12 protein-coding genes and 1 pseudogene are annotated in these 21,950 nt (G+C 66.4%); 10 read left to right on the top strand and 3 right to left on the bottom strand.

Going from position 1 to position 21,950, the window contains the following annotated elements; genetic code table 11:
- The first annotated feature begins 46 nt into the window (after nt 1–46).
- Nucleotides 47–1,471 carry an FAD-binding oxidoreductase gene (locus SE91_RS23995; RefSeq protein ID WP_061849365.1) on the top strand — a complete coding sequence of 475 codons (1,425 nt, stop codon included), beginning with the start codon at nt 47–49 and terminating at the stop codon, nt 1,469–1,471.
- A gap of 28 nt (nt 1,472–1,499) precedes the next feature.
- On the opposite strand, the gene SE91_RS23990 is transcribed toward SE91_RS23995, so the two are convergent.
- On the bottom strand, nt 1,500–2,978 hold the full coding sequence (locus tag SE91_RS23990; protein WP_061849364.1) for a caspase family protein: 1,479 nt from the start codon (nt 2,976–2,978) through the stop codon (nt 1,500–1,502).
- A 415-nt stretch (nt 2,979–3,393) separates the two neighbouring features.
- Here SE91_RS23990 and SE91_RS23985 point away from each other — a divergent pair, with 415 nt between their 5' ends.
- The 3 genes from SE91_RS23985 to SE91_RS23975 are packed head-to-tail and all read left to right on the top strand — an operon-like array spanning nt 3,394 to nt 7,297.
- On the top strand, nt 3,394–4,425 hold the full coding sequence (locus SE91_RS23985; RefSeq protein WP_061849363.1) for a TRAP transporter substrate-binding protein: 1,032 nt from the start codon (nt 3,394–3,396) through the stop codon (nt 4,423–4,425).
- Nucleotide 4,426: 1 nt separating this feature from the next.
- Nucleotides 4,427–6,298 (top strand): TRAP transporter large permease, encoded by a 1,872-nt coding sequence (locus SE91_RS23980; protein ID WP_061849362.1) that lies wholly within the window; start codon nt 4,427–4,429, stop codon nt 6,296–6,298.
- 21 nt (nt 6,299–6,319) lie between these two features.
- Complete coding sequence (locus SE91_RS23975; RefSeq protein WP_061851277.1) at nt 6,320–7,297, top strand: hydroxyacid dehydrogenase; 978 nt, start codon at nt 6,320–6,322, stop codon at nt 7,295–7,297.
- On the opposite strand, the gene SE91_RS23970 is transcribed toward SE91_RS23975, so the two are convergent.
- Entirely contained in the window at nt 7,294–8,460 is a 1,167-nt protein-coding gene (locus SE91_RS23970) for an ABC transporter substrate-binding protein (RefSeq protein WP_061849361.1), read from the bottom strand. The genes SE91_RS23975 and SE91_RS23970 overlap by 4 nt on opposite strands.
- A gap of 292 nt (nt 8,461–8,752) precedes the next feature.
- On the opposite strand from SE91_RS23970, the gene SE91_RS23965 reads away from it, so the two are divergent.
- The 4 genes and pseudogenes from SE91_RS23965 to SE91_RS23950 all read left to right on the top strand — a co-directional run bounded on the left by SE91_RS23965 (nt 8,753) and on the right by SE91_RS23950 (nt 16,418).
- Entirely contained in the window at nt 8,753–11,182 is a 2,430-nt protein-coding gene (locus tag SE91_RS23965) for a bifunctional diguanylate cyclase/phosphodiesterase (RefSeq protein ID WP_061851276.1), read from the top strand.
- Nucleotides 11,183–11,427: 245 nt separating this feature from the next.
- The gene (locus tag SE91_RS23960; RefSeq protein ID WP_060735222.1) at nt 11,428–12,726 is read left to right on the top strand and encodes an MFS transporter; all 1,299 of its coding nucleotides are present in this window, start codon (nt 11,428–11,430) and stop codon (nt 12,724–12,726) included.
- Nucleotides 12,727–12,886: 160 nt separating this feature from the next.
- A pseudogene (locus SE91_RS23955) lies at nt 12,887–15,471 on the top strand (EAL domain-containing protein).
- Nucleotides 15,472–15,560: 89 nt separating this feature from the next.
- Nucleotides 15,561–16,418 (top strand): hypothetical protein, encoded by an 858-nt coding sequence (locus tag SE91_RS23950; protein ID WP_061849360.1) that lies wholly within the window; start codon nt 15,561–15,563, stop codon nt 16,416–16,418.
- 97 nt (nt 16,419–16,515) lie between these two features.
- Here SE91_RS23950 and SE91_RS23945 read toward each other — a convergent pair whose 3' ends face one another.
- Nucleotides 16,516–17,127 carry a TetR/AcrR family transcriptional regulator gene (locus tag SE91_RS23945; RefSeq protein ID WP_061849359.1) on the bottom strand — a complete coding sequence of 204 codons (612 nt, stop codon included), beginning with the start codon at nt 17,125–17,127 and terminating at the stop codon, nt 16,516–16,518.
- Between the two features lie 130 nt (nt 17,128–17,257).
- On the opposite strand from SE91_RS23945, the gene SE91_RS23940 reads away from it, so the two are divergent.
- Complete coding sequence (locus SE91_RS23940; RefSeq protein WP_061849358.1) at nt 17,258–18,490, top strand: cytochrome P450; 1,233 nt, start codon at nt 17,258–17,260, stop codon at nt 18,488–18,490.
- Nucleotides 18,491–18,647: 157 nt separating this feature from the next.
- Nucleotides 18,648–21,950, top strand: a 3,303-nt coding sequence (locus SE91_RS23935; RefSeq protein ID WP_061849357.1) for an AsmA-like C-terminal region-containing protein, incomplete at its 3' end; no start/stop codon positions are given.

Raw genomic sequence — 21,950 nt, 5'->3', positions numbered from 1 at the left:
GGTTTTATGTCCTTTGCCACGGTTTCTTCTGTCGGGAGGAATATCCGTGGGCACCACCATCACCAATAATCCGCCGCGGCCGGAGCCGAAAGCCCTCGCAAGCGCGCTGGAGCAGCTTGCCGCACGGTTCGGCAACCGCCTCGTCACCTCGCAGGCCGTTCGCGAGCAGCACGGCCATACCACGACATGGATCGTCAACCAGCCGCCCGACGGCGTGGTGATGGCGCAGGAGACCGCCGACATCCAGGACGTGGTGCGGATCTGCGCGAAGAACCGCGTGCCCGTCATTCCTTTCGGCACCGGCACCTCGCTCGAAGGCCAGGTCAACGCTCCGGCCGGGGGCATCTCCATCGACCTGCGCGACATGAACAAGGTGCTCGCGGTGCATGCCGAGGACCTCGACTGCGTGATCCAGCCCGGCGTCACCCGCAAGGCGCTCAACGAGCATCTGCGCGACCAGGGCCTGTTCTTCCCGATCGATCCCGGCGCGGATGCCTCGCTCGGCGGCATGGCCTCGACCCGCGCTTCCGGCACCAATGCGGTGCGCTACGGCACCATGCGCGACAGCGTGCTGGCGCTGAAGGTGGTGCGCGGCGACGGCGAGATCATCACCACGGGCACGCGCGCCAAGAAATCATCCGCCGGCTATGACCTCACCCATCTGTTCGTCGGCGCCGAGGGCACCCTCGGCATCATCTCTGAATTGACCATTCGCCTGCGCGGCATCCCCGAGACCATCGCGGCCGGCGCCGTGTCGTTCGAGAGCGTGCATGGCGCGTGTCAGGCCGTCATCCTGGCGATCCAGACCGGCATTCCCGTGGCGCGCATCGAGCTGCTCAACGCCGCGCAGGTGCAGGCCTGCAATGTCTACTCCAAGCTGACGCTGCCGGAGACGCCGCTCTTGCTGATGGAATTCCACGGCAGCGAGATCGAAGTCGCCGAGCAGTCCAAGGCCTTCGGCGAGATCGCGAAGGAATGTGGCGGCGGGGATTTCTCCTGGACCACCAAGCCCGAGGACCGCACCAAGCTGTGGCAGGCGCGGCACGACGCCTATTGGTCGGTGAAGGCGCTGCGCCCCGGTGACAGCATCGGCGTGGTCGCAACCGACGTCTGCGTGCCGATCTCGCGGCTCGCCGATTGCGTCAGCGAGACCGAGGAAGATCTCAAGCGCCTCAATCTGCTGTCGCCGATCGTCGGCCATGTCGGCGACGGCAATTTCCATTGCTCGCTGGTCTGCGACGTCAACGACGCCGACGAGATGGCGCGCGGCGAGGAGTTCATGCATCGCCTGGTCGAGCGCGCGCAGGCGATGGACGGCACTTGCACCGGCGAGCACGGCATCGGCCAGGGCAAGCAGAAATATCTCGAGGCCGAGCTCGGCCCTGAGGCGCTGGATGCGATGCGGGCGCTTAAGAAGGCGCTCGATCCGCTCAACATCTTCAACCCCGGCAAGATCGTGCCGGCGGCGTAGCGAGCCGGATGCCGTTTGCGTCCCGGGCTCAGTATCGCCGGTAGTCGCCGCGATAATGGTCGCCGCCGCGACCGCCGCCCATTCCAAGACCGATTCCGACACCGATGCCGATACCCTGCATCACGGCTGCGGGCGGCGGGCCGGGGGGCGGCGCGCGTTCGTAGACCACCTCCTCGGGCGGCGGACGGCGCTTGGGCGGGGTCTCCACGACCTTGCGCTTCGGCGGCGTGTCGTCGACGCGCTTCTTGATGATCGGCGGCACGCTCGGATTGACGGGCGTTGCCGGCGGTGTCGGCGTCGAGCACGGGCAGGTCGGCGCCATCGCGACGGCGACTGGCGCGGGCGTCGCAGCGACGGCAGCCGGCTGGCCATAGTTGCGGTTCTGCACGCGGAGCAGCAGCCTGCGCGCGGTCGCGGCGAGGTCGCTGTTGTCCCAATTCGCAAGATAGGCCTCGAACGAGGCGCGGGTGTTGATTGCGGTGGCGCGCTCCCAGGCCAGCATCTGGCGGCGGCGCTCCAGCACCGTGCGCAGGCGCGGCGTGCGGGTGTCCTGGGTATAGAGCTCGATATAGGCCTGATAAGCCTCCACGGTGTCCTCGGTGATCACGAGCTCATAGGCGACCATGGCAGGCTTGCCGCGTAATTCCTTGCGCCAGTCATCGAGGCTGCGCGTGCCGCCGGCGAGCGCCATCGCGGATGCGCCGGGCAGGGCGGGCGTGCTGCCGCTGCTCTCGCCGAAGAACCTGAAGTCGGTGGTCAGCGACGAGCTTTCCCAGGGAATCTGCCGGCCGTCGGTCGATTGCGCCACCGCAACGCGGATGCGTTTGAACACTTCCTCGATCGGCAGATTGGGCTGCTTGGCGACCGTCAGCACGGCCGCGGTGTAGGGGCTGTCGACGCCGTTGCCGTCCTCGGCTTCGGCGCCGGGCGAGGTCGAATAGGAGATGAAGGAGCCGGGCGCCCCGGCCTTGGTGTCGACGATCGCAAGCCCGTGGCCGGCACCGCGGAGCGCGGGGAACGGATTGTTGCGGCAGGCATCGAGCATGAAGATGCGCGCCCGCGTGGGCAGCGCGCCCAGCGTGTTGAGCATGTCGTTCAGCCGCACGCCCTGGAGCGGGATGTCGGCCTCGCGCTTGGGATCGAGATCGACGGGGACGAGATAGTTCTCGCCATCGATCTGCAGGCCATGGCCGGCATAGAACACCAGGGCGACGGTATCGGCACCGGCGGCGCTGACCTTGCCGGCGAAATCCGAGATCGCGGCCCGCATCTCGGTCTGCGCCAGATTGGCGACCGTGGTGACGGTGAAGCCGGCATTGCCGAGCAGCTCCGTCATGCCCTTGGCATCGTTGGCGGCATTGGGCAGTTCCGGCACCGTGCGATAGGCGGATTGGCCGATCACCAGCGCGAGCCGCGCTTCGGCGGCAGCATCGGTTGGTGTCATCATCTGTGTGAGCGCAAGAAGACCGGACGCAAGCAGCAAATTGGAAAAGACTGGACGGCGCATGATGTCACCTCCAACGGCAATCCGCGCGATGATGTCACTTTTTCTAGGGGGCCACCATGAGTCCGTCTGTGCTCTGGATCACGCTCCGCCGCGACAAAATGGGGCAGGTCCTCGGCCGGGACGGATGGGCATCGCTCGGGGCGCATCCATGTGAATTGCGCATTGATCCATGCTCCAATTGGATTGATGCCGTGTCCTCGCGAAGGGATGTCCTTCACAGGCCGATCGTCGTTGCGAATCCTCGGCAATTCTAGTCGTTTCGCTGCAGTGGCGGATTGCAGACGCGCGCGGGGCGCGGTTCGGATGCGGCCGGCGGCATGCTTGCCTGTGTCGTCGCTTTGGCCATACAGTCCGCGCAACAGGCTGCGGCAACGACCGCGGCGAACAAAAAAGACAACGTGGGAGAGACCGCGCCATGACCATTGTGCCCGTGAACCGCCGCGCGTTCATCAGGTCATCCGCGGCGGTCACCGCCGGTCTCGTGCTTTCCCCCGCCATCATCGGCCGCGCCGAAGCCGCGACCTTGAAGCTGAAATGCTCCTCCTCGCTGCCGAACGATCCCAAATTCGCCAACGGCCGCGTCTATTATGACAATCTCGTCAAGAGCCTGAAGGCGAACGGGCTCGGTGAGCAGATCGAGGTCGCGTTCTTCCCCGACAACCAGCTCGGGCAGGAGATCGACGTCATCAACTCGGTGAAGCTCGGCGTCATCGACCTCATGGTATCGGGCTCGTCGATCTCGGCCAATCTGGTGCCGCTCGTCGGCACCTTCGATCTCGGCTTCCTGTTCTCGAGCTTCCCGCAGCAGACCAAGGCCTTCGAGGCCGGCGCCGCCAAGCCGATCGAGGACGCGCTGCTCAAGGGCGGCAATATCCGCATCATCGCCTGGGCCTACAATTTCGGCTCGCGTAGCGTGCTGGCGAAGAAGCCGGTGAAGACGCCGGAGGATCTCGCCGGCCTCAAGATCAGGACGCTGCCCAATCCCGTCATCACGGAATGCCTGCGGCTGATGGGCGCCGCCGCGACGCCGCTGGCGTTCGGCGAGATCTACACGGCCCTGCAGGCCGGCGTGCTCGACGGCCTCGAGCACGATCCGCCGACGATCCTCGCCAGCAAGTTCTTCGAAACCGCAAAATTCTACGCGCTGACGCAGCACAATTTCTCGCCGCTCGCGATCTATTTCAGCGACATGACCTACAACCGCATGGATCCCAAGCTGCGCGAGGGCTTCCTCGATTCCGCCAAGAAGGCCGCAGCCGACACCCGTGCTCATGGGCTTGCGGTCGAGAAGGAGGCGCTGGCGGCCTTGACCGAGAAGGGCGTGACGGTGGCCGAATGCGATCGCGAGGCGTTCAAGAAGCGCGTCGCGCCGCAGACCGAGAACTTCATGAAGGCGCGGCCTGACTCCAAGGCTGTCATCGACATCGTCCGCGCGACGCAAGCCTGAGATGACCAAATCCGACGTGGCCATCACCGCCGTGCCTGTCGCGGGCGACCGCCACGGGAGCATCGCCCTGCTGCTGCGCGCCAGCGACGCGATCGCCGCCGTGCTACTTGCTGCCGACCTCGTCGTGGTCTGCGCCTCCGTGCTGCTGCGCTTCTTCTTCAACGCGCCGGTCGAATGGTCGGATGACGTTGCGCGTGGGCTGATGGTCGGCTCGGCCTTCTTCGGCGCGGCGAGTGCGCTCGCGCGCGGCGAGAATGTCGGCGTGTCGTTCTTTCGCGATCTCTTGCCCCTGCGGCAACGCGCGCTGGTCGATGCCGCCAGCGCCTTGCTGGTCGTGCTGATCTCCGGTTACGTCGCCTACCACGCGATCAAGCTGGGCGCGCTGACGGCGGGCCAAACCACCGGCTCCGGCCTGCCGCTGGAGCTGACTTTCTACCCTATGGGCGTCGGCGCGCTGTTCATGACGGTGTTCGCGATCGATCATCTCTGCGCGCGGCCTCTTCCGGACATCTTCAGGGGCCTCGTCACCATCCTCGTCGTGTCCGGCCTCTATCTCGCCTGGGATTATCTATCGCCGTCCTCGGTGCCGTCGGCGGGCACGCTGATGTTCATCGGCTTCTTCGCCACCCTGTTCGGCGGCTTGCCGATCGGCTTTGCGCTGGCGCTGGCCGCGCTGATATTCATCTGGGTCGAAGGCGCGCTGCCCGGCGTCATCTTCGCCCAGCAGATGGCGCGCGGCATCGACAATTTCGTGCTGCTGGCGATCCCCTTCTTCATTCTGGTCGGCTACCTCATGGAAGCCAACGGCATGTCGGTGCGCCTGATCGAGCTTTTGCAGCGCGCAGTGGGCCGCATGCGCGGCGGCCTCAACGTCGTGATGGTGGCCTCCATGGTGCTGTTCTCCGGCATCTCCGGCTCGAAGATGGCCGACGTCGCCGCGGTCGGCTCGGTGCTGATCCCGGCCGCGCGCCGCTCCAAGCAGAATCCGGGCGGCGCGGTGGCGCTGCTGGCGGCCTCAGCAGTGATGGCCGAGACCATTCCGCCCTGCATCAACCTGATCATCCTCGGCTTCGTGGCGAATTTGTCCATCGGCGGCCTGTTCGTCGCGGGACTGGTGCCGTCGGCGCTGATGGCGCTGGTGCTGATCGCGGTGTCGATCATCTTCGGCAAGCGTCCCGCGCGGGTCGAGGAGGTCGAGCCGCAGATGCCGGTCTCGGGCCTGTGGAGCGGCGCGATCGCCTCGTTCGGCCTGATCTTCATGATCTTCTTCGGCTTCAAGAGCGGCTTTGCCACCGCAACCGAGATCTCGGCATTCGCCGTCGCCTATGCGCTCGTTGTGGGGGCTGTCGTGTTCCGCGAGCTCGGTTTCAAATCGGCCGCGCACAGCTTCGTGCAGGCGGCGACGCGCGCGGGTCTCGTGCTGTTCATCGTCGCCGCCGCGCAATCGCTGGCGTTCACGCTGACCCTGCAGCAGGTGCCGCATGCGGTCGCCGATTTCATGCTCGGCCTGTCCAAGACCTCCGGCGTCTGGCTGTTCATGCTGCTGGCGATCGCCGTGCTGATCGTGATGGGCTCGGTGCTGGAGGGCGCGGCGGCGCTGATCATCTTCGGACCGCTGCTGATGCCGGTCGCCGTGCAACTCGGCATCGATTCCCTGCATTTCGGCGTCGTGCTCGTCATCGCGATGGGCATCGGCCTGTTCGCACCGCCGCTCGGGCTCGGGCTGTACGGTGCCTGCCTGATCGGCAACGTGCCGATCGAACAGACGGTGAAGCCGATCATGGGCTATCTTGGCCTCCTGTTCCTCTGCCTCCTCCTCATCGCCTTCGTGCCGTCGCTCTCGACGGCGCTACCGCGTGCGTTCGGCTATTGAGGAGACTTGAAGGAGTCTGCCGTGAAAGTCCTGCTCGCCCATACGCCCGAGATGCGGCGCAACTACTATGGCGATCGCAGCCTGAACGGCCTGCGCGCGGCCGCCGAGGTGATCCTGCACGAGGGCGGCGATGCGCTCGACGCCGCCGGCCTGGTGCGCGCGGCGAACGACGTCGACATCATCGTCGCCGACCGCATGACGGAAGGGCGCGGCGAGATCTTTGCGCAGCTGCCGCGCCTACGTGCCTTCGTCCGCTGCGCCGTCGACATCCGCAACATCAATGTCGAGGCTGCCTCGCAAGCCGGCGTGCTCGTCACCCGCGCCGGGCCCGGCTTCGTGCAGGCGGTGGCCGAGCTCGCACTCGGCTTCATGGTCGACCTCTCCCGCGGCGTGTCGCGGACGACGGCGGACTACCAGGCCGGCCGCAAGGCGGAAGCGCGGATGGGCCGTCAGCTCGCCGGCAGCAGAATCGGCATCATCGGCTATGGCAGCATCGGGCGCTATCTCGCCGAGGTGGTGAAGGTGCTGCGCATGGAGGTGCTGGTCGCCGATCCCTTCGCAACCGTCGACGATGCCGCAATCCGGCAGGTCGGTCTCGACGAGCTGCTCGCCGCATCGGACTACGTCGTCTGCCTCGCGGTGGCGAACGAGCAAACCGAGAATCTGATCGGCGAGGCGGCGCTGGCACGGATGCAGAAGCATGCCGTCTTCATCAATCTCTCGCGCGGCAATCTCGTGGATGAAGCCGCGCTGGCGCGGGCGCTGCGGGAAGGCCGCATCGCCGGCGCGGCGATGGACGTCGGCCGTGCGCCCGACCAGATGCCGACGCCGGAGCTGGCCAAGCTACCCAACGTCGTCGCGACGCCTCATGTCGGCGGGCTGACGCCGCAGGCGATCGAATATCAGTCGCTGGAAACTGTGCGGCAGGTCGAGGCGATCGTCAGAGGCGAGGTCCCGCAAGGCGCCGTCAACGCCGACCGCTGGACACGGCGACCCTAAAGCCGGTCCACAGCCTTGAACGTCCCGTCCTTTTGGATCACCGTCAGAAACACCTTCGGCGGCGTGTCGAGCATGCGCATGCCGACGGTGACAGTGGTGCCGCTGATATCGAAGCGGCCGACATCGTTGATGGTGCGCAGCAGGCCCGCGCGCGTCGGATTCGGTCCGGCTTTGTCCAGCGCGGCGGCTGCGAGACGGCCGGAGAGATAGCCTTCGAGCGACACGAAATCCGGCGCAAGCGTCGGATCGAACGCTGTCTGCGCCGCCTGGTAGTCGGCGACGAGCTTGAGCGATCGGTCCCAGGGCGACGGCACGACCTGAGAGACGATGACGCCTTCGCCCTCGGGGCCGAGCTCCGCGGCGAGCGCGTTGGCGCCGACGAAGGAGATGTTGACGAAGGTTGGACGGGCGCCGCTGCGATGGGCCAGCTTGATGAACTCGGCACAGGGGCCGTAGGTCCCGACCATGACGATGGCCTCGGGGTCGGCACGCTTGATCATGCGCCAGGCCTGGACGACCGCGCGGGTGTTGCGCTCGAAGGTGCCTTCGGCGGCGAGCTCGAGGCCGCGTTCGGCGAGCGCACGCTTCACGCCGGCAAGACCGTCGCGGCCGAACGAATCGTCCTGGTAGAAGATCCCGATGCGGGTGAACTTGCGATCCTCGGTGAGATGCTTGATCCACGCCTCGGCTTCGGCGCCGTAGCTCGCGCGAATGTTGACGACATTCGAAAGCTCGAGGTCGCGCAGGAACCCGGCGCCGCTGAACGGGCCGATGAAGGGCACGTTTCGGGCGCTGGTGATCGGAATGGTCGCCATCGCGGTCGGCGTGCCGACCGCGCCGATCAGCGCGAATACCTTGTCGCCCTCGATCAGCTGCAGCGTCTGCGCCACAGAACGGTCGGGGTCGTAGCCGTCGTCACGGCTGATGAGCTGAAGCTTGCGGCCGTGGACGCCGCCCTTGGCATTGATCTCGGTGAACGCCGCGACAATGCCCTGCCGCATCCGCTGTCCGAGTGCGGAGGAGGGGCCCTCGAGCGCGGCGGCCTGGCCGAACAGGATCGCGTCGTCGCTGACACCGGCCTCCTCGGACTTGGCCGGCAACATCGCTGCGGCGAGCAAGGCGATGGTCAAAGCGATATAGGTCGCGGATCGCGATCGTGTCATGAGCGGGCTTGCCGGATGCTGGATGCGTTGTGGCGATGATAGCTTGATCGGGCTGAACAGGTCGCTAATCCGGTGGCGCGACGGCGAGCCTACGATTCCGGGCAAAACCGGTAAGTTATTGCCATGTTGCAGTATTTCGGTGGGGCAATCGTTAACTAAGCCGCGTGATGCGGAACACTGGGGTTCCGAAATTGTGCAGTTCTTAACCGCGATCCCTGTCCGATAGTCCCGGCGTTGGTTCAACCAGAAGTTCTGGCTGCCGCGCAACGGGGATATGCGGATCAAGATCAAGATGGGCGGTCGCGATCAGAACGATCAGGATCGGAGACGTGTGACCGGATGGTGGCGTGCCTCGCCGCTGCTCCGGCTCCATCGTCCTGCGCTCGTCGCGGTCGGTGTTGGTCTGTTGTTCTCGGTCGTAGGGGCGGCTGCCGTGGCGCGATGGGAAAACCGCGTCAACAAGATCGAGTTCGAGAACGCGGCCGAGACCCAGGCGATCGTCATGCAGAACGGCATGAACGAATACATATCCAGGCTTCTCGCGCTGCGCACGCTGTTCGAATCGACGAACGAGGAAATCACCCGCAGCGAATTCGAGACCTTCAGCGTCCGCCTGTTCGAGCGTCATCCCGGCATGCTGCGCATCGGCTGGCTGCCGCGCGTCAACCGCAAGGAGCGCGCCGAATACGAAGCCGCGGCGATCACCGACGGCGTGTCCGGCTATCGCATCAAGTCGCTCCAGGGCGAGAGCTTCGCCGTAGCGCCACAGAGCGACGAGTATTTTCCGGTTTTCTACTCGACCCAGCCGAAGACATCCTCGGTCTACGGCATGGATTACGCGACCGTGCCGGAGCGCCGCGCGATCCTCGAACGCGCGCGCGACAACGACCGGGTTACCGCCATTCGCACCCGCCTGTACGAGCCGAGGGAAGGCGGCCGGCTGCCGGACGTCCTCGTCGTCATTCCCGTCTACGCCAAAGGAACCACGCGCGAGACGGTCGCCGACCGGCGGCGCAATCTCGCCGGCTACGTCGTCGGCATCTTCGACCTGCCGCTGCTGGTCCAGTCCATTCGCGTCACCACCGGCGCAAGCCCCGCCGTCAGCGTGAACGTCTACCCGCCCTTCACGGGGCGGGTCGTCAGCCTGGAGCAAATTCAGCCCGACTATTCGTCGGCGGCCACGGCACCGCAGTCGATGCGCGACGTCGCACGCGCCCTGCACTGGTCGGGCATCCTCAAGATCGGCGACACCGATTGGCAGGTTCGCGCGATGCCGACGGCCGGCGGTCCGCTGGAGACATCCTATGACCGCGCCGCCACGGTCCTGATCGTCGGCATGCTGCTGACGCTGTCGCTGTCGACCTATCTCATGCTCGCGAGCCGGAATTCGCGCCGGCTGTCGCTGGCAAACCGGCGCGTGCTCGAACTTGCCCAGACCGACATCCTGACTGGCTTACCGAACCGCGCCTTCTTCCTTGCCCGGCTCGACGAGCTCAATGGCCGGCTGGCGGAGGGCGGGCCGACCTTCTCGATCCTGATGCTGGATCTCGACCGCTTCAAGAACGTCAACGATTCCCTCGGTCACGGCGCCGGCGATGCGCTGCTGCGTCAGGTGGCGCAGCGGCTGAAATCCGCCCTGCGCGCCGGCGACGTGCTGGCGCGGCTCGGCGGCGACGAGTTCGCCATCATCCAGGAGGCTTGCGAGGATCAGCGCACCTGCTCGACCGAGCTCGCGGGGCGGATCGCCAAGCTGGTGGCCGAGCCGTTCCCGCTGCCCGGCCATCGCGTCGAGATCGGCACCAGCATCGGCATTGCGATCGCGCCGGATCACGGCCGCGACCAGGAGCAGCTGTTGAAGAAGGCGGACCTTGCGCTCTACCGCTCGAAATCGGCAGGCCGCAACTGCTTCACCATCTATGACGAGGCGATGTCGGTCGAGCTCGAGGCGCGCAATACGCTGGAGGGCGATCTGCGCGACGCCATCGCGCGCTGCCAGCTCGAAGTGCACTATCAGCCGTTCATCGACGCCCTCACCGGCGCGCAGCGCGGCTTCGAGGCGCTGGTGCGCTGGCGGCATCCGACGCGCGGCCTGATCCCGCCGGACCAGTTCATTGCGCTCGCAGAGGAAACCGGGCTGGTCGTGCCGCTCGGCGAATTCGTGCTGCGGCGCGCCTGCGCGGACGCCGCAGGCTGGCCCTCCGAGCTCGCGGTCGCCGTGAACCTGTCGCCGATCCAGTTCAAGGAGCCCGATCTGTTCGAGGTGATCTGCGCGGCCCTTGCGGATTCCGGACTGCCGCCGCATCGGCTCGAGATCGAGATCACGGAATCCGTGTTGCTGGAGCGCGGCGGCGAGAACCACGCCTTCCTGGAGCGGCTCAAGGGCATCGGCATCGAGCTCGCGCTTGACGATTTCGGCACCGGCTATTCCTCGCTCAGCTATCTCACCGCGTTCCCGTTCGACAAGATCAAGATCGACAAGACGTTCATCCGCAATCTCACGCAGCAGCCGCGCAGCTCCGCCATCATCTCCGCGATCGTGACGCTGGCACGCGGGCTGGACATGTCGGTCACCGCCGAAGGCGTCGAGACGCGAGAAGAATATGAGCGGCTGAAGGCGCTCGGCGTCAATTTCGCGCAAGGCTATCTGTTCGGCCGCCCGCAGCCGATCGAGCGGATCCTGTTCGACGCACCGGCGAAATCGTCACGCCTCGACGCCGCCTGAGCGCTCGGCCTTCATGGTTCGAGACGCCCGCGTTCGCGGGCTCCTCACCATGAGGGTCTAGGATCTTGCCGCGGATCAGGACCTCATCCTGAGGAGACCGCGAAGCGGGCGTCTCGAAGGATGGCCGCAGAGACGCGCCTCTCAAACGTGATCGGGCTCCTGCTCACGAGGCATGCATGAAAAGTGCTTGACCCGGGTCCCCCCGGATGATCGGTAGGATCGTCCAGGGAATGAAACACACAAACATGCGGCTTCCGTTCTTCTATGGCTGGGTCGTGGTCGCCGTGACCTTCGTCACCATGGCCATCGGCGTCAACGCGCGCACCGCTTTTTCGTTGTTCTTCCCGCCGATCATCTCCGAATTCGGCTGGGAGCGCGGCGTCACGGCGGGCGCCTTCTCCTTCGGCTTCGTGGCCTCGGGCGTCGCAAGCCCGCTGATCGGCCGCCTGATGGATCGCGCCGGCCCGCGCGCGGTGATGGAGCTCGGTGTCGTGCTGATGGGCGGCGGGCTGCTGCTCGCCCCGCTCACCAGCGCGCCCTGGCATCTCTACGTGACCATCGGCGTCATGGTCGGCGCCGGCTCGGTATGTCTCGGTTATTCCGGCCAATCGCTGTTCCTGCCGAACTGGTTCATCCGCAAGCGCGGCTTCGCCATCGGCATCGCCTTCGCCGGCGTCGGCATCGGCTCGGTGACGCTGCTGCCATGGGTGCAGCACATGATCGAGCAGACCGGCTGGCGCACCGCCTGCACCGCGATGGGGCTGATGGTCCTGATCGTGCTGGCGCCGATCAATCTGTTGCTGCGCAAGCGGCCCGAGGACATGGGCCTTCAGCCGGACGGCGATGCAGCGCCGGTCGAGGGCGCTGCCAAAGCCGTCTCCAACATCGTCGATCCCGTCTGGGCCGGCACCGAATGGACGCTGAGGCGCGCCGTTACGACGGCGCGGTTCTGGTGGATCGCGCTCGGCTATTTCTGCGGCCTGTACATCTGGTACGCGGTGCAGGTTCACCAGACCAAATTCCTGCTCGACATCGGCTTCAGCTCTGGCGTCGCCGTGTGGGCGCTCGGCATCGTCAGCCTGCTCGGCATTCCCGGCCAGATATTGCTCGGCCATGTCTCCGACCGGATCGGGCGAGAATGGGTTTGGGCGATCAGCTGTGCGGGCTTTGCGATCTGCTTCGCCGCGCTGATGGCGTTGAAATTCTCGCCGTCATTGTGGCTGATCTATCTCATGGTGTTCACCCAAGGCGCGCTCGGCTACGGCCTCACCTCGATCATGGGCGCGGTGGTGTTCGAGATCTTCCAGGGCAGGCACCAGGGCAGCATCTTCGGTACGATCATGCTGGCTGCGCTGGCGGGCGGCGCCGCCGGTCCCTGGGTGACCGGCCTTCTCTACGATCGCACCGGCGATTACACGCTCGCCTTCGGCATCGCGGTGATCGTGAGCGGCTTGTCGGCGCTCTCGATCTGGCAGGCGGCGCCGGGCAAGGTGCGGGCGGTGGCCGGACGGCTGCACGAGATCCAGGGTCGAAGCGCCCAGTAGTTCCAGACTTGCGGCATTGCCCGCGTTTGTTTCGCCGAACGTTAAGCACGTGGCAGCTTGGAGAACGCAACCCGGATTGCAAAAAACGTCTTGGACACCATCGGAGCGTTAGCGTCGGGCCACTACCGCTTTCTTCCCGTCATTCTCTCCGGTTCGAATGATGTCTGCCTCCGATTGCCTTACGGAAATGCCGGACGTTCTGCTGGCTGCGCTCGAGCACGCCGACGATGCCATCGTCATCGTCGACAGCGCACGCCGCATCGTTCATTTCAACGCCGGTGCCGAGCGGATCTGGAAGCTCGCGCGCGCCGACGTGCTCGGCCGTGATGCCGAAATTCTCAACCTGAGGTGCCTTCACGCTGAGCCGATCGCGGAGTTCCGCGACGAGATCAGCCTCATCCGTCGTGACAGCAGCCGGATCCGGGCGGCGATCTCTCTTGCGTCCGTTGCAAATGGCGGCGCGACTCATCACGCCGTGTTCGCGCGCGACGTCACCGTTGAAGCGGAACGCCGTGCGCGGATCGCGCTCCAAGACGCCGTCTCGGACCAGACCAACCGCGCCGTGCTCATCACCGACACCGTACTCGGGATCCGCTACACCAATGCGGCCTTCACCTCGCTGTTCGGCTATTCCGCCGCCGAGGCGAAGGGACGGCGGGCGACCGATCTGCTGGCCGGTCGCCACACCAACCGCCGGGCCCTGACGCGGATCGTACGGAGTCTCACCAAGGGTGGTCCGGGCGGCGAAGCCGAGGTCCTGATCTATACCAAGGACGGCGAGGAAATCTGGGTCTGCGCCCGGATCGATGCCTTTCGCGACGGCAAGGGCCGGGTCAAGTACATCTTCGCGCTGCTCGAGGACATCACTGAGACCAGGCAGCTGCGCTCGCTCCAGCAACTCATCATGGGCGCGCTCGCCGACGAGGTGCCGATCGGCGAGATCGCCGACCGGCTCTGCCGCCGCGTCGAGGAAATCGCGCCCGACGTCGTCTGTTCGCTGCTCCACGTCGACGCCGCCGGACTGATTCATCCGCTCGGCGGCCCCAGCTTGCCCGAGGATTATTCCCGTGCGCTGGACGGGGTGGGCATTGGTCCCGATGTCGGCTCCTGCGGCACTGCGGCCTTTTACGGCGAACCCGTGCTTGCGACCGATCTCGACACCGATCCGCGCTGGCAACCCTACAAGGCCATGCCGCTCGCGATCGGCCTGCGTGCGTGCTGGTCGACGCCAGTCAAGGCCAAGGATGGCCGCGTCATCGCGACCTTCGCCTTCTACTATCGGGAGCCGCGCGCGCCCAGCAATTGGCACCGGCGCATCGTCGAGGCCTGCGTCGATCTTGCAGCCTTCGCCATCGAGCGCAAGGAAGCGCGCGCCGAGATCGCGCGGCTCGCCTATCACGACATCCTCACCGGGCTGCCGAACCGCGCGCAGCTGCGGCACCTGATCACCACCGCGATTGATGCCTGTCCGACCGGCAGCCATGTCGCGCTCGCGTTCCTCGACGTCGATCATTTCAAGGACGTCAACGACACGTGCTGGGCCATGCCGCCGGCGACGAGCTGCTGGTCCAGCTCGCGCAGCGCCTGCGCGAGCAGATCGGGCCAGACGACATGCTGGGGCGGCTCGGCGGCGACGAATTCGTCATCCTGCTGCCGCAGCGCAACGCGCAATCCGCCGAGCGCCTGGCCGCGAGGATCACCGAAGCGCTGGCCGCACCCTTGCGGCTTGGATCGAGGCTGATGCCGATGTCGGCCAGCATCGGCATCAGCCTCTATCCCGATCACGCCACGGACATCGACACTTTGATGCAGCAGGCCGACGCTGCCATGTACATGGCCAAGCAGGCCGGACGCTCGACCCACCGCCTGTTCAGCGCGGAGATGAACAGCTTGGCCGAGCAGCGGCTGGCGCTGATCGCGGCGCTCCGCCGCGCCGTCGCGGAGGGCGCGCTGAGCCTCAGCTACCAGCCGCAGATCCGCAGCTGCGACGGCGCGATCCACGGCGTCGAGGCGCTGGCGCGCTGGCGCGATGCCGTGCTCGGCGACGTCTCGCCGGCAAAGTTCATTCCGCTTGCCGAGGAATGCGGCCTGATCGAGCACATCGGCCTGTGGTCGGTGCGCGAAGCCTGCCGGCAGATGGCGAGCTGGCGCCGCGCCGGGCTCAACATTCCCAGCGTGTCGGTGAATCTGTCGCCGATCAATTTCCGCAGCGTCGCGCTCGCGGCGCGGCTCAAGGACATCCTCGCCGAATACGAGTTGCCGTCGGATGCCCTGATGCTCGAGATCACGGAAGGCACGTTCATGCAGGACGGCGCCGCCGCGCTTGAGACCATGAACGCGATCCGCGAGCTCGGCGTCGGCCTCTCGGTCGACGATTTCGGCACCGGCTATTCGAGCCTCAGCCGGCTCGCGCATCTGCCGATCCGCGAGCTCAAGATCGACCGCAGTTTTATGCGCGACATCGAGCGCGACGCCGGCGCGCTGGCGATCGCCACTGCGGTGGTGCGCGTCGGCCAGGGCCTCGGCATGACCGTGGTCGCCGAAGGCGTCGAAACCGAGGGCCAGCGCAAGACGCTGGCCGAGCTCGGCTGCGACGTCGTCCAGGGCTTCCTCTACGCCCCCGCACTTCCTCCCGTCGCCTTCGAGCGCTGGCTGATCGAGCACTGCGCCGAGCAGGCGAGGGCGATGCTCAGCCGGCTGGATGTGGCGGCGGCGGCAAGCGCTGCGGTGAGGCGGTCGGCGTAGCGCTTGGGCGTGAGTGCCGCCAACGGTAGCCATCAGCTGGCCTTTGCTGCTAAGATTGTAGCAATCAATCTTCAGTCTTAGGTTGTGCAATGGGGATCGTGGGAATTCTTCTGGGGCGCGCCAAGACGTTCGTCGTCATCGGCTGGGTCTTCTTTGCGGTGTCAATCCCAATATGCTTCGTCATCACCGTGAGAGCGGGCATCAGCACGACCTATTTCCCGGCCCATCCGCAGGCAACGTTGGACGCATTTGATCTCGAAGCTTCCAAGCTCGTCTTTGCCGCTGGCGGCTTTGCTGCCGTGGCATCGTCGATCGCAATTGCCTTGAAGTTCCGAGCCATTGCGTCGGTGTTGGTCATTGCGATTTGGAGCGCGATCCTTGTCGGTACCCCGCTGGCTCGCGCCTTCGTCAAGCCCGGCCCGGAATATTTCGTGCGGCATGTCGGTTCGGAGGTCTTCTTCGTACCTTGGCAATACATCCCCACTGGCCCCGGCGCATCCGTCGTCGAAGTCTCGAAGGAGAATGGCTTCTCTGCAGCACTCTGCTTGCCCAATCTCAAAGCGCGCGGCGATGCGGACTGCAGTCGGATTCAGCAGCTTCGGGTCCTGCCAAGCGAGGAAGGCGCTGCTGATTTCGACTTGAAGAATTGGCGCAAGTACCGGACCGAAATGCGCCCGGGTCCGGATCGACTCGGGTATCAATCGTTCGACCTGACCGATACGGCGCGACCCGTCGGGCCCACGCGAGTCCAGCATTACTTCGCACGCCAGAATTCTGACGGAGAGCTCACGCGGCTTGTCGTGTGTCGGCTCGACGACGAGAAACCCTGCAGACACCACGCGTTGGTTGGCAAGTATTGGCTGGGCTATGACGCAAGCGTCGCCGAGGCTGATGAGAAGCTGGACGACAGGCTCGCAGCCCTGGTCGAATCGTGGCGACGCAACTAGATCGTATCCAAGGACAAGCCGATCGATTAGTCGTCAGCGTAGCAGGCCCGGTGAAGTCGGCTCTCGCGCTGTAGCCCGTAAGCTCAGCCGTTCTGTCCTACCCTCCCGCCAGCCCCGTCCTGCGCCGCAAATCCGTGATCGCGCGCAGGAAGCTGTCGGCCGGCGTCGTCTCGGGATCGATCAGCCGATGCAGGCGAAAGCCGTCTTCCAGCGCGAGCACCACCGAGGCCATCCAGGGCGGGTTCAGCGCGCTGTTCTTGCCGTTGCTCTTCAACGTCGCCTCGATGATGTCGGCGACCAGCTTGCGCCGCGCGCGCAGGCGTTTTGCCAGGTCCGGCCGGCGCTTCTCGGCGCGCGCAACGAACAGGATCATCTCCATGTGCAGCAGCGGCGAGCGGCCGAGCGGATCCTGCCTGCTGCGGTCCATCGTCTTCAGCGCCGCGATGAAATCGTCGAGATTGTCGTGCTGGGCAAGGATATCCATGTTGCGCCGGATCGACTGCTCGACATGGTCCTCGAGCATGGCGATGATCAGTTCGTCCTTGCTCTTGAAGTTGGAATAGAACGCGCCGCGGGTGAACCCCGCCGCGGCCGCGATCGCCTCGATGCTGGCGCCGCCGATGCCGTCCGCCTCGAACACGCGCGCGGCGGCCTCGAACAGCTTGTCGCGCGTATCGTCCCTGGTCGGCCTGGTTCTCACCCTTGACATCGGCGCAGCTTAGGGCAGAATGCAACTCGATACAACAATGTATCGAGTTGATAATTCCAGGGATGGTTACGCTGCGCAACAGGGGCTGCCCGGCGTATTCGTGTCATGCGGCAACCGGATTGAGGTCACCATGAACGAGCAAGTGCAACCCGCTGGCGGCAAGCCGTTGTTCAACCCGCTATCGCCGGATTTCATCCGCGATCCCTATCCGCATTACGAGCGGCTACGCACGCTCGATCCGGTCCACCTGACGCCGTTCGGCCAGTTCGTCACCAGCCGTCACGCCGATGTCAGCCTCGTGCTGCGCGACAAGCGTTTCGGCAAGGACTTCGTCGAGCGCTCCAAGCGCCGCTACGGCGACAAGATCATGGACGAGCCGGTGTTCCGCAGCATGGGCCACTGGATGCTGCAGGCCGATCCGCCCGACCACACCCGCCTGCGCGGTCTGGTCGTGAAGGCCTTCACCGCGCGCCGCGTCGAGGACATGCGCCCGCGCATCCAAGAGATCGTCGACCAGACCATCGATGCCGTGATCGAGCGCGGCCACATGGACCTGATCGAGGATTTCGCCTTCCGCCTGCCGGTGACCATCATCTGCGACATGCTCGGCATTCCCGAGGAGCACCGCGAGACCTTCTACAAGAGCTCGCGCGACGGCGGGCGGCTGCTCGATCCCGTGCCGCTTTCTCCGGAGGAGATCAGGAAGGGCAACGAGGGCAACCTCATGGCCGAGATGTACTTCCAGCAGCTGTTCGAGCTGCGCCGCAAAAATCCCGGCGACGATCTCATCACCCAGCTGGTGCAGGCCGAGGAGGACGGCAACAAGCTCACCAACGAGGAGCTGACCGCCAACATCATCCTGTTGTTCGGCGCCGGCCACGAGACCACCGTCAATCTGATCGGCAACGGCCTGCTGGCGCTGCATCGCAACCCGGACCAGCTCGCGCTCCTGAAGGCGCGGCCCGAGCTGATGCCGGGCGCGATCGAGGAATTCCTGCGCTACGATTCCTCGGTGCAGATGACGGGCCGCGTCGCGCTGGAGGACATCGACGATCTCGACGGCGTCAGGATCCCCAAGGGCGAGACCGTGCTCTGCCTGCTGGGCTCGGCCAACCGCGATCCCGCGGTCTACCCCGACAGGCCCGACCGGCTGGACGTGACCCGCCAGAACGTCAAGCCGCTGTCGTTCGGCGGCGGCATCCATTTCTGCCTGGGGGCCCAATTGGCGCGCATCGAGGCCGAGATCGCCATCGCGACGCTGCTGCGCCGGCTGCCGGATCTGCGCATCGACGACGTCGAAAATCCGCAATGGCGGCCGACCTTCGTGCTGCGCGGGTTGACGCGGCTGCCGGCGAGCTGGTGAGGGCGCGCTCGCGTTAACCTCCGCGCGCAACAGTCGCTGTGACTTCGCCACACTTCCCCCTATATAAGGGGCTGTTCCGGCGCGCCTGAAGCCTCAAGGCCAGGGTTTGCGGGGGTCAAGGTTTGGCCCGGGTGCCGGTTTGGCCGAGGGGAGACCCGTGCAGACGACGCTGCTCGGATTGGCGATTGCCTTCATCATTGCGCTGCTGGCCGCGCTGATCGGGCCGTACTACATCGACTGGAACCAGTTTCGGCCCCAGTTCGAGGCGGAGGCGACCAGGATCATCGGCGTCCCGGTGCGGGTGGCGGGCGAGCTCGACGCGCGGCTCCTGCCGGCGCCGACGCTGCGGCTGCGGTCGGTCACCTTCGGCGGCAACAACGATCTCGGCCGCCTGCGCGCCGACAAGCTCGACGTCGAGTTCAGCCTCGGCTCCCTGATGCGCGGCGAATGGCGCGCCACCGAGCTGTCGGTGGGCGGCATGGCCGTCGATGTCGGACTGGATGCCCGCGGGCGGGTCGATCTGCCGTCCATCGCGAGCGGCACCTTCAATCTCGCCTCGCTCGCCATCGAGCGGCTCAATCTCACCGGTCGCATCGCGCTGCATGATGCCGCCAGCCGTTCGACGCTGGAGCTGAGCGACATCGCCTTCGCCGGTGACGTGCGCTCGCTGGCCGGCGCGGTCCGCGGCGAGGGCAGTTTCAGCGCCAGCGGGGTTCGCTACCCCTTCCGCATTTCCTCCGGCCCGAGCGCCGACGGCAACGCCACCCGCCTTCACCTCAACATCGACCCGGGCGAGCGCGCCATTCTCGCCGATCTCGACGGCGTGCTCGCCTTCGACAACCGCCTGCCGAAATTCGACGGCACGCTGACGCTCGCGGTCCCCGCGACCAGGAAGGCGGGCGAGGCGGGGCCGATGCCCTGGAAGCTCACGACCAGGCTCAAGGCCGATCCGGCCGGTGCCAAATTCGAGCAGATCGATGCCAGCTTCGGCTCCGAGGACGCCGCGCTGAAATTCGGCGGCGTCGGCGACCTCAAATTCGGCGCCTCGCCGCTCTTGCGCGCGGTGCTGTCGGCGCGCCAGGTCGATGCGGACAAGCTGACCGCCAAGGATAATGCGAAGGACGATGCCGATCCGCAGCGCGTCCTGCCGGCGCTGCGGGCAGGGCTCGCCGCGATTCCGCAGGCGCCGATCCCGGCGCAGATCGAGTTCAACTCCGACCAGATCATGCTCGGCGGCCGTCCGCTCCAGAACATCACCGCCGAGCTTCAGACCGACGGACGATCCTGGACCTTTCGGCGGCTCGAGCTGCGCGCTCCCGGCATGACGCAGCTCTCGCTCAACGGCGCAACGCCCGGCGCCGACAGTTTCAGCGGCCGCCTCAGTATCGAATCGTCCGACCCTGATACGCTGGTGGCCTGGCTTCAGGGCCGCAGCGAGGTCAACCGCCGCAGCACGCGGCCGCTGCGCCTTGCAGGCGAAGTCACCATCGCCGCCAACCATCTCGCCATCGAGCGGCTGAAGGCCGAGATCGACGGCGGCGCGGTGGAAGGCCGCATCGCCTTCGTGCAAACAGGCGCGAGCAAGGGCTCGCGCATCGATGCCGAGCTCAAGGCCGACCGTCTCGACCTCGATGCCGCCGCAGGGTTCGTGCGCGCGCTCGCGGGGCCGCAAGGCGAATGGCCGGAAGAGGCAAAGCTGTCGCTCGATATCGGCCGCGCCATCTCGGCCGGACAGGAGCTGCGGCCGTTCGCGGCAAAGCTCGGCTATGGTTTGGCGGCGCTCTCGCTGGAGCAGTTGCGGTTCGGCCAGGCCGGCGGTGTGACCACGGAGGCGAACGGCAGTTTCGATCGCAGGAACGCCACCGGTAAGCTCGCGCTCAAATCGTCGGCGAATTCGCTGCGCGAGCTCACGGCGCTGATCGAGCCGTTTGCGCCTGCGGTGCGCGCGCGCTTCGATGCCATCCCGGCACTGCCGGGCGCGACCCGCCTCAAGCTCGACCTCAGCCTCGACAAGAACGCCGATCATGCCGATCGCAGCAACGCGCGCGTCGTGTTCGATCTCGACGCGCCGCAGCTCAAGGCAAGCGCGACGCTGGCGGCGCAGATGGCCGTGGCCGCCGTCAGCGGTATCGACATCGACCGCCTGCGCAACAGCGACTTCACACTCGATTCGAAGGTGTCGGCGCCGCAGGCTGGAGCGCTGCTGGCATTGCTCGGCCTGGATCGCATCGTCGCCGCAAGCGACGGGGCTTCGCAGTTCGAAGGCAAGGTGACGGGCACGTGGCAGAAGCCGCTGCAATTGAGCGCGAAGCTCGGCGGCGGCGGTCTGGATGCGGACGCCCAGGGCACCTTCGACTGGTCGGCATCCAAGGGCAGCGCGAATCTGCGCGTCCGCAGCGTCAATCTGGCACCGCTGCTCGGGACCGGTGCGGCCGACAAATCCACGCAGAACGTCAGCCTGTCCGCTCGAGTCGGGCTGTCAGGCAACCGGCTCACCTTCGACGACCTCGACAGCAGCGCGGCCGGCTCGCATCTGCGCGGCCATCTGACGGTATCGCTCGATCAGGAGAAGAGCGTCGATGGCGAGGTGGGTCTCGATACGCTCGATCTTGCCCCGGCGCTCGCGATGGCGATCGGTGCGGCCGGCCGCGAGTCCGGCGAGCCGCTGGGTCCGGGGCTCGTCAGTGGATGGCGCGGCCGCATCGCCTTCCAGGCGCTGCGCGGCACGCTGCCCGGTGGCATCGAGCTGCGCCCCGTCGGCGGCACGATCCGCAGCGACGGCCAGTCGCTCGCGTTCGATGCGCTCAAGGGCAATGTCGGCGGCGGCGAGATGTCGGCAAGTCTCGATGCCCGCAATGGCGCGAGTGGCCTGACGGTGAATACCCGCATCGAGCTTCGCAACGTCGATGCGACCACGCTGCGCTATCGCGATCTGTCGCTGCCAAAGGGACGCGCCTCGGTGCAGATGGCGCTGACCAGCCAGGGCCGCAGCGTCGAGGCTCTCACCGGTGCGCTCGCGGGCAACGGCACCGTGACGCTCGATGCGGCCGAAATCGCCGGCCTCAATCCGCGTGCCTTTGAGATCGCGATCCGTGCCAGCGACGGCGGCCAGGTCGCCGACGACAATCGGCTGCGGCAGCTGGTCGAGCCCGCTCTGTCGGCAGGCTCGATCGCTGTGACCTCGGCGCAGATCCCGTTCACCATCCGCGACGGCCGCCTGCGCGTCGGCGCGACCGCGCTGGAAGCGAAGAACGCCCGCGCCATCGTCTCCGGCGGCTACGACATTCCCGCCGACCAGGCCGATATCCGCGCCAGCCTGACGCCGATCATGACCGGTCTCTCCGGCGCCCCGCCCGAGATTCAGCTGTTCGCGGCAGGCCCGCCCGGCAGGCTGAACCGAACCATCGATCTGGCGCCGCTGTCCTCGTGGCTCGCGGTGCGCACCATCGATCGCGAGACG

Origin of the sequence: Bradyrhizobium sp. DOA1, assembly GCF_001593325.1 — a bacterium.
Classification (GTDB): domain Bacteria; phylum Pseudomonadota; class Alphaproteobacteria; order Rhizobiales; family Xanthobacteraceae; genus Bradyrhizobium.
The sequence above is the reverse complement of the archived record's forward strand: the minus strand, read 5'-3'. Positions and strand labels throughout refer to the sequence as shown.

Excerpts from the sequence above, each read along its gene's own strand:
- SE91_RS23990 (WP_061849364.1), bottom strand. The coding sequence starts at position 2,978 with ATGCGCCGTCCAGTCTTTTCCAATTTGCTGCTTGCGTCCGGTCTTCTT.
- SE91_RS23985 (WP_061849363.1), top strand. The coding sequence starts at position 3,394 with ATGACCATTGTGCCCGTGAACCGCCGCGCGTTCATCAGGTCATCCGCG.
- SE91_RS23980 (WP_061849362.1), top strand. The coding sequence starts at position 4,427 with ATGACCAAATCCGACGTGGCCATCACCGCCGTGCCTGTCGCGGGCGAC.
- SE91_RS23970 (WP_061849361.1), bottom strand. The coding sequence starts at position 8,460 with ATGACACGATCGCGATCCGCGACCTATATCGCTTTGACCATCGCCTTG.
- SE91_RS23965 (WP_061851276.1), top strand. The coding sequence starts at position 8,753 with ATGGGCGGTCGCGATCAGAACGATCAGGATCGGAGACGTGTGACCGGA.
- SE91_RS23960 (WP_060735222.1), top strand. The coding sequence starts at position 11,428 with ATGCGGCTTCCGTTCTTCTATGGCTGGGTCGTGGTCGCCGTGACCTTC.
- SE91_RS23950 (WP_061849360.1), top strand. The coding sequence starts at position 15,561 with ATGGGGATCGTGGGAATTCTTCTGGGGCGCGCCAAGACGTTCGTCGTC.
- SE91_RS23945 (WP_061849359.1), bottom strand. The coding sequence starts at position 17,127 with ATGTCAAGGGTGAGAACCAGGCCGACCAGGGACGATACGCGCGACAAG.
- SE91_RS23940 (WP_061849358.1), top strand. The coding sequence starts at position 17,258 with ATGAACGAGCAAGTGCAACCCGCTGGCGGCAAGCCGTTGTTCAACCCG.